This window comes from Paracholeplasma brassicae (assembly GCF_000967915.1).
Lineage (GTDB): Bacteria > Bacillota_I > Bacilli_A > Acholeplasmatales > UBA5453 > Paracholeplasma > Paracholeplasma brassicae.
Genome location: NC_022549.1, coordinates 1,231,834 through 1,246,410 on the forward strand (window position 1 = coordinate 1,231,834; position 14,577 = coordinate 1,246,410).

Below are 14,577 nucleotides of genomic sequence, written 5' to 3' on the forward strand. Positions count from 1 at the left end.
TCGATTTATTCGACTTTTTCCTTTTTAGGGGGATATGTTCAGAGGTTCATTAATCTCTAAGACTGAGTCTTTTTGCTTGTTGAACCAGTTCGATAAATTCTTTTTGATAACCAAATGGGTCACTTGATAGCGCATTTTCTGCGCGAGCAATGACCGCATCGTAACTTGCAGTACCTTTGTAGGCGGAATTTCTTAAAAGCAATCCAAACTCAACCACACTGGTTGCAAATAAGAAATCTTTTGTGTTGTTTGACTTTTGATCTTCTGAAGTCACGATCGACTCAATTTTTAATGATACATCACTATCTTTGTGTTTGTATCTAAGTGAAATGGTAGAAATTTCATGTTCATAGTTGGTTCCATCGTATTTCAACTCTAAAGTTTCATCAAATGATTTTTCTGTGATGTTTGTTTGACTTGAGATTGGGACTAATTCATAAAATGCCACAACCACATGCCCAGATCCAAGATCGCCTGCGTCTTTGTCATCATCATTAAAATCCTCATTGTTTAATCGTCTGTTTTCATACCCGATCAATCGATATCCTTTGATTAAGCTTGGGTTAAATTCAATTTGGATTTTGACGTCTTTTGCGACAGTGTTCATCGTGGCACCTAGTTCATAAACCAATACTTTTTCAGCTTCTTTGATGGTATCAATATAATAGTAAACCCCGTTGCCATTTTGTGCAATTGATTCCATCATATCGTCACGATAATTGCCTGTTCCAAAGCCTAAAACACTTAAGAATACACCTGAGTCTTTTTCTTTACTAACCAGTTCTTTCAACTCATCTGGATTTGAAATTCCAACGTTAAAATCACCATCAGAGGCGATGATAATACGATTATTACCACCTACTATGAACTGTCTTTTAGCAACTTTATAGGCCAGTTCTATGCCTTGTCCACCAGCGGTTGAACCACCAGCTTCTAAACGATCAATGGCGTTATTGATTGCTGAAACGTCACTAATATCGCCACCTTCTAAAACAACACCAGCACTACCGGCGTAAACAACGATCGATAGTTTATCTTTATCACGAAGATTTTCCACCAATGTCTTTAAGGCTTCTTTTAATAGAGGTAGCTTATCGTAGCTTGACATACTACCTGAGACATCAATCAAGAACACCAAATTCATAGCAACAGTTTGATTAAATGTCAACGGTGTTGTTTTTAAACCCACCATAAGGAGTTGATGATCCTTGTTCCATGGCGCTTCACCGATTTCTTTATATATCCTTAGGTCTTCATCATCACTAGGTCCCTCAAATTCATAAGAGAAATAATTGATCATTTCTTCAATTCGTACCGCATTCTTTGAAGGTAGAACCCCTTCGTTAAGTAACCTTCTAATATTAGAATAAGATGCTGTATCGACGTCGGTTGAAAAAGTTGAAACAGGCATATCACTCGTTCTAATGTAATCATTCTCGATAATTTCATCGTAGGTTTCAGACTCAATGTACTCCCCACGGTCTTTTGGGCCATAATCCATAAATCCATTTTGATAGCCACTACAGCCACTTAACAACATCAAACTTAGTAAGGCTAGACATAACATGATTTGTTTTTTCATCATTAATTCCTCCTTGTTTCTATGTCTCAAGTTTAACCTTAAGTTGTGTCAAACCAATGGTAAACTTATGACAAAGTTGTGACAAATCAAATTGATTATTAATTTAAGAACCTTTTGTGTTATCATTGAACTAGGAAAGAAGGGATTCTATGCGCATACTTATCATTGAGGATGAAGTTCACTTAAACGACCTGTTACATGATTATTTAAAAGAAGCCTACCCATCTTCTGTCATCACTCAGCTGTTTGATGGCTTTATCGCCCTAAAAACAATCACTACGGAGACTTACGATTTAGTCTTACTTGATGTGATGCTTCCACACATCAATGGGTTCGATTTATTAAAGAAAATCAAAGAAACCAAGGACGTCCCAGTCTTGATGCTATCTTCATTAACCGATGAAGAATCACAGCTCAAGGGATTTGAATACAAAGCCGATGACTATATCACAAAACCATACAGCCCAAAGATTGTTCTTAAAAAAATAGAGGCTATCTTGTCTCGGTACGATAAAGAACCAATTCACACACAGGTTTACGGTATACTAAGTTATCATTTCGAGCGATATGAGCTCTTTGTCAACCAAGAAAAGATTGCTTTAAATAAAAAGGAATGGGAACTCATGCAGTTATTTCTTACTAACATCGGCAGAGTATTCTCAAGAGATGACTTATTAAACTTAATTTGGGGCTATGACTACTATGGTTTTGATCGAACCGTTGATACACACATCAAACGTTTAAGACAAAAATTAGGTCCTGCGAGTAGTTACATCAAAACCATATATAAAACAGGTTATCAATTCGAAAAATAACATCAGAAAGGGGTCTTACAATGAAAATAAGCTTATTCATCAAAACATTTTTATTGTTACTCCTTTCTTTTTCTCTTGTTTTCATCGTGAGTAACTATGTATCAAGACAACGGTTTTTACCCCTATACATTGAAGAAAACATTAATAATGTCAAAACATCGATTTTAAGTAACACCGATAAAATTAAATCAGGTACTTCATTATCTGACACGTCATTAATGAATCTCTCAAGCGAAACAAGTTTCATCTTGTACACCAATAACGGCATCAAGGAAAGCGTTGGTTCTATCACACTTGATGAGTCATCTGTGCTTTTATTCGTTATTGACCTTTACGACCAATCAAACGCCAAAAAAGAAGGTAATTTGCTCTACCACACAACATTAGTAGACGACATTTACCACATCAACTACATTTATCAATTTGAACTGGGTACTTATCTAATTATTCAAACACGTATTCAATCACTAAGAAACATCGACACTGTTTTGAATCAAATCAATGTTACTGAAGGCCTGTTCTTCTTTATTATGATTGCGATATTATCCTTAATCATTTCATACGGTATAACAAAACCAATAAAGAAGATTACTACCTACGCAACCGAACTTTCAAAACTTAATTTTCAAAGTAAATTAAAACTCAAACGTAAAGATGAATTTCAAACATTGATTACCGCTTTAAATGAAATGACTCATAATTTAAAAGTGTCTTATCAATCCCTAGATGAGGCAAATCAAAAACTAGAAAAAGATATTATTTTTGAAAAGAGACAAGAAGAGAAGAAAAAAGCACTCATTCACATGATTAATCATGAACTAAGAACACCGCTATCGGTGATGAAGGGCATGATTGAAGGTATGATTGATGGCGTCGGTAGGTACAAAGATAAAGATAAGTACCTAAACGAGTTATTAAATCAAATCGATGCCATTGAATCATTGACAAGAGACTTAACCTACTCACTCAAATTAGAAGATAAAATTAAACCAAACGATATTTGCGACACGAAATTAGCCATTGATCAGCTCGATTCTCTTTTTGAACTCGCTAAGCAAAAAGGTGTTAAAATAACTTCAAGATTCAAACAAACCGTACTTGAAATGAATGAAGAACTCTTTGTATTACTATTAAAGAATTTACTCAAGAATGCCATTGTTTACACAAAAAATAACGAAGTTGTTTTATTGGGTGAACTCAGTGGGCCATACTTCAGTTTAACGATAAGAAACCAAGGTCATTTAAATGAAGATGAATTAAAAGATTTATTCTTGCCTTTTTATCGTGGAAATAATGAAAAAGACAATGAAAAAGGCACCGGTTTAGGGCTTTCCATTGTCAAACAAATATGTGAACTCTATGATTTGAATCTAGCGCTCTTCAACGATGGCAGTGACGTGGTTGCTAGAGTAGACATTCCAAGAAAGATGATTGAAATGTCATCACTTTGACATAACTAATTGATACGATTACCTTAAAGGAGGTGACCACAGATGAAAAAACGATTGCTTGTATTACTAATACTTCTATTAGTCCTAACTGGTTGTGCTGGTTATCAACCAGCGGATGGACAGATTCAACCAAATCTCTACTTTAGTGAAACAAGCCTCACTTACACAGACACCCCTAGAAACGATATTTTCTATCAAATCGGAAACATTGAAACAGATTTCTTTATACTTTATCAGGTTTATCGTGGTTACCCGCTTGAGCAATCTGCAAAAGACAACTATCATTTATTATTAAGCTACTTGAAACTTTACCAATCGTTAAATGCTACCTCTTACACAGAAATCCTAAACTATACATCAAAAGAGCTAAATGATGCCTTAGACTCAATAGATGTCACACCATCGATCACGGACGTGGTTGTATTTAATGAAATCAAAACGTTCGTACAAGAATTAAAATCTAACAAGTATAGCGGTGAAATAAGTAAAAACTTATACATTGAATTAAGACTTGGTAGAACATTGACACAAGATGAAATAGCAAGTCTAGAGGTTTTACAATACTACTACCAAAAATCCTATGAATTCAATCAACAATTGCTATTTGAACAATCATTTGATTCGTTTTTTGAAACAATATCAACCCTTGATCAAAGTGTCGATGATAGTCTAAAAAATACTTTAATGATCAGTTACGACCTGCTTCAAGTTTTTAATCAAACAAAAAGTCACGATAACCTACAACAATAAGAGGGTTCGTGACTTTTTTATTATTTATTTATAAGGTAGGCAAACAATCGGTTAATGTCCTTGCTTGATAAAAACGGATAAATATCATCCATCAGCTCTTCTTTCAAACGACCTTCAATGAATTTATCGACCAAATGACTTAATGCTTCTTCGCTAACAAATGGTGCGATGCTTATTGGATTGATTGAGGTATTATGTTCAATTACTATCTTATCAAACAATCGATCACAATCTGTTTGATTCAAAAACGGTACCACTGACATTAAATCTTTTTCAATTGTCTCATCACCTTTAATGATTTCATCCACCAGTAAGGAAAGTTGTTCATCTTCTAAAAATGGCAGTAATCCAAGCATTCGCTTCATCTTTTTATTGGACTTGGGTTGTTTAGATTCAAGTGATTCAATAAATACTTCCTTTTCACCTTCATCTGTGAAGATTATAACCTCGTTGTTTAAGTAGCATTTTATGGCTTCTTCTTTGGTTAATTGAACAAACATTTCTTTATCTTCAATCATCATTCTTTTTACAATCATCGTCATTTCTCCTTTTGTTTCCATACAGGAATTTTTTTTCTGCTTCATTTAAATAAACGTGAAACTGGTTAGGGCGTTTCATTTTACCCTCACGAATCGCGTGTAATATTCTCAAACGCTCTTGTTTACTCAGTTGATAAAATACTTCTTCTAGCTTGATGTCTATTTTATCTTTTAACAACTGATCCATCACATAAAGACGACTGTGGTTAACAAACAGATTGTCTTTATCGATTGGGACTGCTTTGTTTAAACAAAGTAACTCTTCAATAGACATATTTAGTAGTCTCACTAGTTCAACAACGGCTTCAATTGGAGGCAGACTGATCCCTGTTTCCCATTTAGATAAGGCTTGTCTACTGATATTTAGGCTTGCACTTAATTCATCTTGTGTTAAACCCCTATTTAACCGTTCTTCTTTAATTTTCTTTCCTACTTGAATTTGATCGATCATTTGGCACCTCCTGCATTTATTCTATTACTTTTACTAGTAGTTGTCACGCAACGATTAGTTGCAAAAAAAGGACCAAAAGGTCCTCTTGATTAACAAAACAATTGATGTTCTTTACGATAACTTCCTAAATCTACTTGAATTTCAAAGATTTTTAACTCAATATAACTCATTAAGAAATCTGGATCAAGGTTATTAAAACTGATTTTTCTGTTAGAATCTTCTTGCATAAAAATAGTCCAAATCGATTCAAACAATTCTGGATGATCAATGAAAGGATTTCGATTCTTTTGTGTGCCATAAATGACTTCATTACGATTTACTTCAAATGAATCCACTGGATCTTCAAGATGCCAGTTAAGTAATACCGCTAGATTTCCCATCGTACGTGAAGGTGCGTTTGACGTTCTGCCAGATTCTGCAACGATTAACTTAAAGTTATCGTTTCTATAACGAACCGCCATGTACATGAGCATGCGCGCTATGTCACCTTTGTCTTGATCACCTGGGAAGAATCGGTTACTTCCTACCTGCCAATTTGACGTTGGTGAGGTTGGATTATTGAAGTAGTAATTACTTCTAGCACTATTGGTGCTTACAACCGAAATTCTCAAATGGTGCATATCTGATTTATAAGGACTTGCTTCACTAAAAGACGATTGTGGCCAAACGTGTTCTTTGTTGTAACCTGAAATTGAGGTGTGGTCATAAACGCCTAAGTATCCACTACCACTAGGGTGTTTATCTGAAACCTCTAAGACTTTATTTGTGGCTGAATAAGAAATCGAATGATAATTTCTAGAGATAATGGTTGTTAAGCTTCTTAGTAATTCATCGCCAATCTTTCCATTTGCCTCTTGGTAGTATCCAGTCAGTGGGTTACCCAAGCGAATCTCTATTACGATACTTGATTGATAAATAATCGTCGAATTTTTTGATAATGTGTAGTTTAATAAGACGCTTTCTTCTGCCTCAAGCGTGATAATTTTTCCATCATTGGATAGAATTGACTGATTAGAAGATTGATAAGAAACACTTAATCCAAATCGCTCATCGGTGTATTTTAGAACTAAGTCATCACTGATGATCATTTGATGATTTAGTCCAAGATGCTCTAAGACCAAATCATTAACTCGGTTTAGGTCATTTGGTCTGGTTTGTATATCGTCTTGTTCTAGAACGACAATGTAATAGTTGTTGTTTTCGTAAACGACGTACCCAAGCACTTCAATTACCTCAGCAAATGAAAAATCAAATGTTGATAAGTAAGACATATCAACTAAGACCACTTCTTGACCAACCACGATTCTTGCGATGTGATTGTTTATGTCACTAAACAGTCCTTCAAAATAGATATTTTTGCCTACTGTTTCATTAGGTGTTTGCGGGTCATAATTGGTTGGATATATTACTGTTTGTTCTTGTTTGATTAAGCTTGTTACGTCGGTTAGTTGTTTTTCTTTAACCCCTGTAACATTACCTTTTATAATGTAGGAATACCCTATTTCTAGCTCAGGAATAAAAGCAACATCCAAATATACTTCTATGCCAGTGTCTGCGTCTTCAAAAAAAGCGCGAACTTGATTATTCATTGTTATAAATCCAGTCAAAACGCCAGTGGTTTTAACAAGTCCATTGTGTGTTTTTGCTTCACTTATGGTGATTGGATCACCCTCACCAATAATAAACGCGTGTGTGAAACTGACTTCTTCCGTACCTTTTCGTATAGTCACAACCACACCAATTGTTTTAACTTGGTTTTCAATCAAAATAACTTCACCTGATATTAAATCAATCAAATGATTATACGGATTTAATCCATCTTGGTAATGGTATGAAATAGCAGAATCATAGTTACCGATAGTTACTAAAGATAACTGTTGTTCAAACATCAGTTTGCTTGGAAGCACTAGCGCTTCTTGGTCTTTTAATACCGATTTCATGTCATCACTCAATTGGTTATGTGTGATTAAAATATTGTCAATGATAACCCTTGAGGCTGACGCATTTCTTAATTCAAAGGTCACTTCACCTTGAACACCTAAATTGATTACTTCATAAGTCATCGTATCTGCAGTAACTAAAAACGTATGTCTGAGCTCGTTATTTAAATAGAGATCTACGTTTCTTGTCGAGGCACCACTAAACACGTGTTTAAAATCGATTGAAACACTATTTACCCCGTTTGGGATAATCGTTTTTAAGAATTGCGATGAACTTTGTCCAAAGGTTAATGCTTTGCCATCAAGTATTTGATCGCCTCTCATACCTTCATAGACCCAAATTAAGCCGTTTTCGCTTTGAAATGAACCGTTCGTATAAGATGATCCTGAGCCAGAGGATTGTTCAAAAGTTTCCAAAGTTGACAGGTTAACCTCATTTTTTATCGTCAAAGTGGCTTCTACGATTCGTTCGTTATCACTTGAATCAACTGCATAGTAATAGACTTTGTACACACCAGGTGTGAAATAATCTACCTCAGAGTCATCAACCCATAACTGTGGACTACCATCTAGGTTATCTGTGACCGTAATTCTACTCAATAGATCAATTAAATCACCTAGAAAGATTGTAAGATTTTCTACACCTATTATATTTGGAGCCGTCGTGTCAAGTGTTACTTTTATCCATTTGACATAGACGGTTAAATTATCTCTAACATATCCATCAAATGGCTTTGTAAATGCTTGATCTAAATATAGTCCTGCAAAATCAAACCCTTCTTTACTAAGTGTTTGATTAAATAGACTATCTTTTAGAACAACGTAGTCGCTTTGATTGTCATTATCAACAATCACAAGTGTGTATGTGTCATCACTTTGGGGTTTTGCTTTAACGATAAACGACCGGTCAAACGATTGTTGTTCTTCATTGATTGTCACTGTAAGGGTAATCTTGATGGTGACATCCACCTCAGTTGGCACAATTTTTATTTTAAGTCCTTCGACTATAGCAACCGTTTGATTACTTGAGGTGTATGTAACCTCAATGTCACTAAACTTGTTTTCTAAGTCAGGCAAAGAAACATCTTTTGTCACATTATTTTCTGAATCACTTGAATCATAAGTTAATACAAAAGCGGCATCCACTTTTTCAAACGTGTTTTTTTGATCAAAACACCCACTTAATAGTACTAGAAAAGCTAATACAACTAACACTTTAATACGTTTCATCAATTTTTATCTCCTAAATTTATTTTAGTTCTTTTAGACACTAAAGTCATTGTAACATAGTTGATGTGTTTTTAAAACCGTCATTTATGAAAAAAAGGGGCTGTAACGAAATGAAGAATTAATTATCTTCATTTCGTTACAGCCCCTTGTATTTTTATTTGTAAAGAACGCTCTTAACGTCTTTTTTCTTAACGTGATCGATGTATTCGTCTAATGTGCCATTAAAACTATACGCACCTAAATCACCGATTTCAATAATTTTATTGCAGACCGTGTCAATTAATTTATGGTCGTGAGTGAACATGATGATTGCACCATTAAAAGCTTCTAGACCATTGTTGACGGCTTGAATGGCTTCAAGGTCTAAGTGAATGGTTGGCGAGTCAATAATCAGTGTGTTCGCATTTGATAACATTAACTTTGAATAAAGTAATCTCATCTTTTCACCACCAGATAAATACTCAACGGATTTGAGCGGTTGGTCCCCACTAAAAAGCATACGTCCTAAAAAGCCACGAATATAGGATTCCGCTTGTTCATTTGAAAATTGTCTTAGCCAATCAATGAGGTTTAAATCAAAGTTTTCAAAGTATTTGTCAATGTCAGAAGAAAAATAATTCGTCTTAATGGTTTGACCCCATTTAACAATCCCACTGAGTGGTTCTTTTTCACCTGCAAGGATGGCAAGTAAATTTTGTTTAAGTAAGTCGTTGTCACCAACAATAGCGACTTTGTCTCCTCTGTTTATGGTAAAAGAGACGTTTTCAAAGCCCATTTTATCATCAATTTTGTAAGAAAGGTTTGATACATCTAAGACATCTTTACCCAGTGGTTTATCAATGTCAAAACCGATGAATGGGTATTTACGTAAGGATGGAACAATGTTTTCTAACTCGATTTTTTCTAACGATTTCTTTCTTGATGTTGCCTGTCTACTCTTTGAAAGGTTTGCACTAAAGCGTGCAATAAAGGCTTTTAGTTCTTCAATTCGTTCTTCTTTTTTCTTGTTACGGTCATTCATTAATCGTTGAATGAGCTGTGAAGACTCTAACCAAAAATCGTAGTTACCTTGATACAGTTTTGCTTGGAAGTAGTCAATGTCAACCATGTGTGTACAAACGTTGTTCAAAAAATGTCTGTCATGCGAAACAGTAATCACGGTGTGCTCGTAATCAATTAAAAAATCTTCTAACCAACGAATGGCTTCGTAATCTAGGTTATTGGTCGGTTCATCAAGTAATAAGATATCCGGTGTTCCAAAAAGCGCTTGTGCTAATAAAACTTTGACTTTTTGCTTAGGAACGATATCGGCCATCTTTTGATAAAAATCGCTTTGAGGAACGTTTAATCCATTTAATAATTTCTCCGCGTTATATTCGGCTTCCCACCCATCAAGTTCAGCAAACTCAACTTCTAAATTAGCCAGTTCATAGCCTTCTTTTTCACTTAACGTCTCTAAATTATAGTAATATTCTTTACTTTTCATGATTTCAAACAAGCGTTGATGCCCCATGATGACTACTTCGATTGCTGTTAATTCATCATACGCATTTTGATCTTGTTTAAGTGTAGCGATTCGTTTGTTTTTTTCAACAATGATATCGCCTTTGGTAGGTTCTTTTTCCTTTGAAAGTAATTTTAAAAACGTGGACTTGCCGGCACCATTGGCACCGATAATTCCATAACAATTACCTGGCAGAAATTTAATATTTACATCCTCAAATAATTTTTTATCTGAGAAGACGAGACTTACGTTTGAAACATGTATCATTCTAATACCTCCATTAATCAACTTTATATAGTTTAGTCAAAATAGCCTTGAAAGTCAACTAGATAACGCTTACGAAACAAAAACAATCGTTATTGTTGAGGTTTATTGAAAAAAGAAACCAATAATCGAAAATGAACGACGATTTCTTAAATTACTCAAAGGATGCACTATTCTCTTGTTATAATGAAGGCATAAGGATGGTAACACTATGACGATATTAAACTTGACTACTACACATCTAGAAGCTTTGACTAATTTAATTAATGAATCCATTGATGATTATGACTTACGCTTATTAAAAGTCACGCCAGAGTTAATGAACGTTTACTTCGTTGAAGAAATCGAAGGTTATCAAAAAATAAGTCTAGCGTTTCTATCGGATAAAACCTTGCTTGGGTTTGCCTCAGGTGTCAGTGATTTCAAGAGAAAAACCAACTATCTCACCTGTCTGTTTGTAAAAAAAGATCATCAACTTCAAGGCATTGGAAAAACACTATTAAACGCACTCGAAGAAAGACTAATAAACAATGGTTTTGATACCATCGACTGTGTGTTTTTTAATCCGATTCAATGGTCGTTTTTTGTAAATAATCAATCACACACTCATAACAACATGCCAGGTGTATTAATCAACAGTCACTACGAATCATTTTTAAAAAAACAAGGCTACTTGCCTTTTGCCTATCAAAACCTTTATCATATGAATTTAACCCACCTAGATGAATCACCATCTTTGCACTATAAAATAGAGCAACTCAAAGCGCAAGGCATCGTCATTGAATACTTCAATAAAACGACTTGTAAGAACCACACAAATCTCTTTAAAAACCTTAATAACCCAGGTTTTGAACAGGCATTCAATCAAGCGATTTTAGCAAACAAACCCATACTTATCGCTAGAAAATACGACGAAGTCATTGGCTTTACAGGCCCATTAAATGTCATTAACCAAAAAGGTACATTTTCAGGTATTGGTGTATCTTCAGTTTATGGAGGTTTAGGTATTGGAAAAGCACTTTTTTACGAGCTGTGTCATCGATTAAAAGCGACGGGGGCCACCTACATGACCCTATTTACAGGAACAGAGAATAAAGCAAGGCGTATCTATGAAGCCCAAGGCTTTGAAGTCACACAAACCTTCACAAATCTAAGAAAACGGCTCAAATAACCACATAAATTAGTCTAAATAAACCGTTTGTTTAGAAAGATTATCATATGATTTATATTTTATCTCATCGGTTGTTATAATTTGAACTGTAGAAAGAAGGTTATGACATGTATGTTACCACTCGTGTTCTTAAAATGGAAAAAGGACATAAAGATAGCTTTATTACGCGTTTCAATCAACCATTCGTGCTTCAATCATTTGACGGTTTTGTCAAACGTGAGGTATTGATTGATGAAAGAAATAAATCATACGACTTATATCGTATCTCCGTCTATTTTGAATCTAGACAAGCCTACATCAACTGGGAAGGTTCAGAAACACATAAAGCCATGCATCAAAATCCAAATGGGCATAAAAAAGAAATGCCTGGTTTAATTGAAGCCTCAAGAGAAACGTTTCATGAGCTTGTGACACTTTATAAAAACGAATAATCATTTCAAAAAAAACACCTTGATACCATCTAAGGTGTTTTATTTGTCTATAAATAAAAAAACAGTCATCGTTATGACTGTTTTATTTGTTACAATTGATTAATTTTAATGCCTTTTTTCTTTGCGTTTCTGATCTTGTTTTTCTTTAGGTGTTTGCCTCTAGAATCTTTGCCATGAACTTGCATGATATGCTCCTTTTTATAAAGGGGATTTCCCCAAGAGATATTCTACACCTAGTAGACAAAGACTTCAAGAAAAATCCTTTTTATTTTATATTAATTATAAACTGTAATCAAACAATTCATGCATTGTGTTTAAACTTCAATAAACGCACGAAATCCCCTAGAACCATAGTACGAATCAGCGCCATTACAATAAGTAAATACACGACCATAATGGTAGTCACAAAACAGTGCCCCCTTTTGATCTCTGATTGAATTAGGTGTCAAAATCCAACTCGATGTTTTCGTGTCAAATGGTCCTAATTTTTGAAGCTCATAATACATAGTTTCATCTAAAATCTGAAGGTTGTGTTTTTCGACTAGTTCTATCGCACTTGTCTCAGGTGGAAACTTCTTTCTAGATATTCTTGCTTCTTTGTCATAACAAATGCTTCTCCTGTCTGGTGATTCTTTTGATGAATCAACAAACACATATAGGTCTTTTTCTTTATTGTGATACCAAAAGGCTGGTTCACCTTTGGTTTGTTCCATGTAGATTAATGATAGAATAGCTTGTTCATTCTTTAGCAGGCGTTGTTTGATACGGGTAAAATCAACTGTTTCTAAGCGTTTTTCATCTCTTTTATACCGTAATTCAATCAAATCAATTAGTTGTTCTTTTGTCATTAAAATCACATCCTTTATACTCATTTTATCAAAGATTAAGACAACTGTAAAAAAAAACGACTACCTAGACGTTATCAAGGTAGTCGAACTTTTGTTCTAATAGACGGAATGTTTTTACGATAACATAACTAAATACCAAGTAGAAGAGACCTGCGACGACAAATGGTGATAGGGTAAAATCTCTTGATACGATTTCTTTTACCCCTCTTAAAACATCAGTTAATGCGATCACTGTAACTAAAGACGTATCTTTAATTAAATTGATAACTTCACTTGATATGCTTGGTAGCTCTTTTCTAATGGCTTGAGGCAATATAATATGGCGATAGATTTGATATTTATTTGCGCCCATCACTTTTGCACTTTCTTCTTGATCTTTTGAGGTGCTTTCAACACCAGCTCTTAAGATTTCAACAAAATAAGCACTATAATTTAAAACAAACGTGAGGTACGCAACCATCATGCGATCAATATAAACGCCCATAAATGGCAACCCATACATGAAAAAGAACAATTGAAGCATCAGTGGTGTACCCCTAAATAACCATGTGTAAAGCCTTAGTATTCCTTTAATGAATGGGTTAATTTTATAAATTGAAATGAGTATTAAACTCAAAATACTCGAGAGCACTAGAGTGACAACAAATAAATTTGTTGATAACCACATACCATCTCTCAAGTATTTGATTGTACTAATAATGTATTCCATTAGGAAATTAAGAAGATATCCTCATCAAACCAATTTTGTGAAATGGTTGTCGTTACACCACGGGTACTTAAAATTTGAAGTGCTTCATCTATTTTTTCCTTCAATTCAACAGATTCCAAACGATATCCAATACCGTAGAATTCTTCTAAGAAAGATTCACTTGCGACTTGGTAGACACCTTCTTTTTGACTCATGATGTAGCGGCCCATAATTTCATCAATGACCACACCATCAATCGTATTGTTATCTAGCTCTAATATTGCTTGATTATAAGTGTCATATTTAATCAGTTCTCCTAATTGACTACTAATGCTGTTTTCTGTTACTGCTTGATCGGCAGCACTTGATATTTGAACCCCTAGTTTTTTACCTGCAAGGTCAGATATAGTATCAATCGTAGCACCTGATTTCGTTAAGATGATTTGACGATTGGCTAAGTATGGTAGTGAAAATAAGATTTCTTTCTTCCTTGCCTCTGTAATGGATAAACCATTCCAAATCATGTCGATACTGCCACTTTTTAACTCTAGCTCTTTTGAATTCCAGTCAATTGGTTGAAAACGAACCTCAAGACCCAAGTAGTTAAACACGGCCTTTGCTAAATCAATATCAAACCCAACCAATTCATTTTCATTGTTTCGAAAGCCCATAGGTGCGAATGTATCATCAAGACCAACTATCACATAACCTCTTTCTTCAAATTCACTGTATGTGTTAATAACTTCTTTAGCTGTACACCCATAAAGTGTTATAAAAGCTGTGAAACCTAAGACAATCATAATTATTTTTTTCATTTTGATAACCTCCTCTAAGTTGTCGTACCATCATTATACTTCATCACTTTACTGTTGTAAAGCGTTAAATTAAAAAATAAATTTGAGATGTCCCCCAA

Annotated in this window: 13 protein-coding genes; 5 read left to right on the top strand and 8 right to left on the bottom strand. The window is 34.5% G+C overall.

Annotated elements, in window-relative coordinates:
- Positions 1–49 precede the first annotated feature (49 nt).
- Entirely contained in the window at positions 50–1,582 is a 1,533-nt protein-coding gene (locus tag BN853_RS05770) for a vWA domain-containing protein (RefSeq protein ID WP_030005017.1), read from the bottom strand.
- 149 nt (positions 1,583–1,731) lie between these two features.
- Between BN853_RS05770 and BN853_RS05775 the strand changes: the two genes are divergently transcribed.
- Genes BN853_RS05775 through BN853_RS05785 form a run of 3 tightly spaced genes read left to right on the top strand, consistent with a single transcriptional unit; the run spans position 1,732 to position 4,598 of the window.
- Positions 1,732–2,397: a response regulator transcription factor gene (locus BN853_RS05775; RefSeq protein ID WP_030005018.1), complete on the top strand. Its 666-nt coding sequence runs from the start codon at positions 1,732–1,734 to the stop codon at positions 2,395–2,397.
- Between the two features lie 20 nt (positions 2,398–2,417).
- Positions 2,418–3,848: an ATP-binding protein gene (locus tag BN853_RS05780; RefSeq protein WP_030005019.1), complete on the top strand. Its 1,431-nt coding sequence runs from the start codon at positions 2,418–2,420 to the stop codon at positions 3,846–3,848.
- A 42-nt stretch (positions 3,849–3,890) separates the two neighbouring features.
- On the top strand, positions 3,891–4,598 hold the full coding sequence (locus BN853_RS05785; protein ID WP_030005020.1) for a hypothetical protein: 708 nt from the start codon (positions 3,891–3,893) through the stop codon (positions 4,596–4,598).
- 20 nt (positions 4,599–4,618) lie between these two features.
- Here the strand turns inward: BN853_RS05785 and BN853_RS05790 are convergent, their stop codons facing one another.
- The 4 genes from BN853_RS05790 to BN853_RS05805 form a co-directional block, all read right to left on the bottom strand.
- Positions 4,619–5,134, bottom strand: coding sequence for a hypothetical protein (locus tag BN853_RS05790; protein WP_052591301.1), 516 nt, complete (start codon positions 5,132–5,134; stop codon positions 4,619–4,621).
- The gene (locus BN853_RS05795) at positions 5,109–5,588 is read right to left on the bottom strand and encodes a helix-turn-helix domain-containing protein (protein WP_030005022.1); all 480 of its coding nucleotides are present in this window, start codon (positions 5,586–5,588) and stop codon (positions 5,109–5,111) included. Before BN853_RS05795 ends, BN853_RS05790 begins: the two co-directional genes overlap by 26 nt.
- An 89-nt stretch (positions 5,589–5,677) precedes the next feature.
- Positions 5,678–8,758, bottom strand: coding sequence for an endonuclease (locus BN853_RS05800; RefSeq protein WP_030005023.1), 3,081 nt, complete (start codon positions 8,756–8,758; stop codon positions 5,678–5,680).
- Between the two features lie 154 nt (positions 8,759–8,912).
- The gene (locus BN853_RS05805) at positions 8,913–10,529 is read right to left on the bottom strand and encodes an ABC-F family ATP-binding cassette domain-containing protein (protein ID WP_030005024.1); all 1,617 of its coding nucleotides are present in this window, start codon (positions 10,527–10,529) and stop codon (positions 8,913–8,915) included.
- 208 nt (positions 10,530–10,737) lie between these two features.
- Between BN853_RS05805 and BN853_RS05810 the strand changes: the two genes are divergently transcribed.
- On the top strand, positions 10,738–11,697 hold the full coding sequence (locus tag BN853_RS05810; RefSeq protein WP_030005025.1) for a GNAT family N-acetyltransferase: 960 nt from the start codon (positions 10,738–10,740) through the stop codon (positions 11,695–11,697).
- Between the two features lie 107 nt (positions 11,698–11,804).
- Positions 11,805–12,128, top strand: a complete 324-nt coding sequence (locus BN853_RS05815) for an antibiotic biosynthesis monooxygenase (protein WP_030005026.1) — start codon at positions 11,805–11,807, stop codon at positions 12,126–12,128.
- 314 nt (positions 12,129–12,442) lie between these two features.
- Here BN853_RS05815 and BN853_RS05820 read toward each other — a convergent pair whose 3' ends face one another.
- From BN853_RS05820 to BN853_RS05830, 3 genes are all read right to left on the bottom strand, one after another.
- On the bottom strand, positions 12,443–12,976 hold the full coding sequence (locus BN853_RS05820) for a DUF4256 domain-containing protein (RefSeq protein ID WP_030005027.1): 534 nt from the start codon (positions 12,974–12,976) through the stop codon (positions 12,443–12,445).
- A 64-nt stretch (positions 12,977–13,040) separates the two neighbouring features.
- The gene (locus tag BN853_RS05825) at positions 13,041–13,685 is read right to left on the bottom strand and encodes an amino acid ABC transporter permease (RefSeq protein WP_052591304.1); all 645 of its coding nucleotides are present in this window, start codon (positions 13,683–13,685) and stop codon (positions 13,041–13,043) included.
- Positions 13,685–14,479: an amino acid ABC transporter substrate-binding protein gene (locus BN853_RS05830; protein WP_030005029.1), complete on the bottom strand. Its 795-nt coding sequence runs from the start codon at positions 14,477–14,479 to the stop codon at positions 13,685–13,687. The genes BN853_RS05825 and BN853_RS05830 overlap by 1 nt, the downstream gene beginning before the upstream one ends.
- Positions 14,480–14,577: the final 98 nt, after the last annotated feature.

Coding starts and splice junctions, on each gene's coding strand:
- BN853_RS05770 (WP_030005017.1), bottom strand. CDS start 1,582: ATGAAAAAACAAATCATGTTATGTCTAGCCTTACTAAGTTTGATGTTG.
- BN853_RS05775 (WP_030005018.1), top strand. CDS start 1,732: ATGCGCATACTTATCATTGAGGATGAAGTTCACTTAAACGACCTGTTA.
- BN853_RS05780 (WP_030005019.1), top strand. CDS start 2,418: ATGAAAATAAGCTTATTCATCAAAACATTTTTATTGTTACTCCTTTCT.
- BN853_RS05785 (WP_030005020.1), top strand. CDS start 3,891: ATGAAAAAACGATTGCTTGTATTACTAATACTTCTATTAGTCCTAACT.
- BN853_RS05790 (WP_052591301.1), bottom strand. CDS start 5,134: ATGATTGTAAAAAGAATGATGATTGAAGATAAAGAAATGTTTGTTCAA.
- BN853_RS05795 (WP_030005022.1), bottom strand. CDS start 5,588: ATGATCGATCAAATTCAAGTAGGAAAGAAAATTAAAGAAGAACGGTTA.
- BN853_RS05800 (WP_030005023.1), bottom strand. CDS start 8,758: ATGAAACGTATTAAAGTGTTAGTTGTATTAGCTTTTCTAGTACTATTA.
- BN853_RS05805 (WP_030005024.1), bottom strand. CDS start 10,529: ATGATACATGTTTCAAACGTAAGTCTCGTCTTCTCAGATAAAAAATTA.
- BN853_RS05810 (WP_030005025.1), top strand. CDS start 10,738: ATGACGATATTAAACTTGACTACTACACATCTAGAAGCTTTGACTAAT.
- BN853_RS05815 (WP_030005026.1), top strand. CDS start 11,805: ATGTATGTTACCACTCGTGTTCTTAAAATGGAAAAAGGACATAAAGAT.
- BN853_RS05820 (WP_030005027.1), bottom strand. CDS start 12,976: ATGACAAAAGAACAACTAATTGATTTGATTGAATTACGGTATAAAAGA.
- BN853_RS05825 (WP_052591304.1), bottom strand. CDS start 13,685: ATGGAATACATTATTAGTACAATCAAATACTTGAGAGATGGTATGTGG.
- BN853_RS05830 (WP_030005029.1), bottom strand. CDS start 14,479: ATGAAAAAAATAATTATGATTGTCTTAGGTTTCACAGCTTTTATAACA.